Genomic DNA, 2,187 nt, shown 5'->3' on the forward strand with positions numbered 1-2,187 from the left:
TTGAGCAGCTAAATTTGATCGGTAAATTTAAAGCGGTCGAAGGGGTGCTTGACGAAGACATTCGCCCGATGCTTCAGATGGACGGCGGCAATCTCGACGTCATCGACATTAGGCCTGCAGACGACGGCAAAACGGACATCTATATCCGCTACCTGGGTGCTTGCAGCGGCTGCGCCAGTGGTGCGAGCGGCACATTATATGCGATCGAAAATGTTTTGCAAGAAAACCTTAGCCCGAACATCCGCGTAATGCCGATCTAAGCTTATCGGTCGCTACGTTTGCATCTTAGCTTGGTCTTTGCTTGGTCTTTACAAAATTTTAAGAGCTTGAGCTTCTGCGCAACAGCGGAGCTAAATTCCGCCCCTTAGCTAAATCCGCAATTAGACGCTAAATCTGCGTAGAATTTCGGTGCTTGCTTTTAAGAATATCGTAAATTTAGCTAAGGTTTTTTAGCGTGAAATTCATCCGTAGATTTTGTCTATAAAATTTAATTAAAAGAACTTCTTATTTCGCTCACGTAAGTTTTTTGTTAGATTTCGTTCGTAAATTGGACATAGAATTTTCTCCGTAAATTTCATCTTTTCATAAATTTAGATGAAAATGCGCCATAAATCGCAGAATTTTAGCTGGCTATAATTTCTTTTTATTATAATTGCGCCTTATTTCAACTAAAAGGGGAGCAAATGAAAGTATTTGTTTTGGCGGCTCTGCTACTTGGTTTTCTATCTGCAAATTCTTTGGATCAGATCAAAAAAGATAGGCTCGTTCGCATAGGTGTATATAACGATCAGCCGCCGTTTAGTGCGCTCGTAGACGGCAAATACAGGGGATTTGAGATTGCTCTTGGCGAAAAGCTCGGTAAGGAGATTTTCGGCGATAATCCCGGCAAGGTAAAATTTATCCCGATCACGGCTTCAAGACGCATTAGCGCTTTACAGCGCAATGAAGCGGATATGGTGATTGCGACCTTTACTCCTACGCCCACGCGAGCGAAAAAAGTAGATTTTTCGGAGCCTTATTTTAAGGTGCAGGTAGGTGTGCTAGCCAAAAAAGACGAAAATGTCACGAGCTTCGATCAGCTGCGCAAAAAGAGGATTTTTGTCATCAAACACTCTCCTATTCACAATTTCTTACGCAAAGCGGGCTTTAGAAAGAATTTAAACTTTTGCGCCAGTTCGGCTAAATGTTACCGCGCTTTCAAAAGGGCGAAAAATGCCGTGCATGTCGATGATAATCTAATCCTGCACGCATACGCGATCATCGATAATAAAACGCAGGTTGCTTTGGATGGTCTAGGTAAGCAAACTTACAACGCAATCGCCGTGCAGAAGGGCAATAATGCGCTGCTAGAGCTAATCAATACATCTTTAGCGGGATTAAAAAAAGACGGATTTTTAGATAAGACCTTTGACGATACGCTCGGGATTTTTTATCATGGCACGATCGATAAGAAGGAATTCTTGGTTGAATAAAATTTCGTGCAGAATTTAATTCGTCCGCCTGGTTTCCGCGTAAAATTCGATTCATTGTAACGACGGAGTTAAAAAATACGTTGCGGGCTTAATTTGCTTTTAGAATTCGGTCTCGATTTTGCTTGCCTCTCCTAAAGTACAGATTTTATCGAAATTGGTGAGGCTATTTAAGACGCGCGCACCACTAGCGCGAAATTCCATTTTCGGAAGTAAAATTTTTAAGCAATTCGGCTGCATTTAAAATTTACGCAACTTTTATAGAGTCCGTTTCAATTTTGCGTCTCACAAAGCCCGCGCTAGCTTGTAAATTTCTATTTTTTCAGCTCCAAATACCTGCTCCGTAGCTACAATTTTATGATTTAAATTTTAAAAATTCCTCTAAAAGGAGTTAAACTCCCAAGCGCTATTGCCGCCTCGGTATGGAGAATTTAAAATTTACGCCCTACATCAAAGGCAAATTTTATGCAAAGTAGGCGCCAAATGAGCAGGCGGAGCAAATAATTTCAAATTTAGCGGCGCCTGTCTTATCGGTGCCGCGAGGCTGCATATTACAAAGACGCGGCGAATACAAAAAATGTCGTAAAAATTTTACCTCAAGAGCCAATCTCGATTTACTTCACCAGCTCGTAGTTATACTCTTTCGTGCCGTCGAGTAGATTTGTGACGTTGTAGCCTCGCTCGTTTAGGGCTTTGGCGAGCTTGGCGCTGCGGTTGC

Annotated in this window: 2 protein-coding genes; both read left to right on the plus strand. The window is 42.0% G+C overall.

What is annotated here, in order from left to right; translation table 11 throughout:
• Nucleotides 1-260, plus strand: a 260-nt coding sequence (locus Q0614_RS07560; protein ID WP_298787737.1) for a NifU family protein, incomplete at its 5' end; no start/stop codon positions are given.
• Between the two features lie 423 nt (nucleotides 261-683).
• Nucleotides 684-1,472 (plus strand): transporter substrate-binding domain-containing protein, encoded by a 789-nt coding sequence (locus tag Q0614_RS07565; protein ID WP_295150838.1) that lies wholly within the window; start codon nucleotides 684-686, stop codon nucleotides 1,470-1,472.
• The last annotated feature ends 715 nt before the right edge of the window (nucleotides 1,473-2,187 follow it).

This window comes from uncultured Campylobacter sp., assembly GCF_937997595.1.
GTDB lineage: Bacteria > Campylobacterota > Campylobacteria > Campylobacterales > Campylobacteraceae > Campylobacter_B.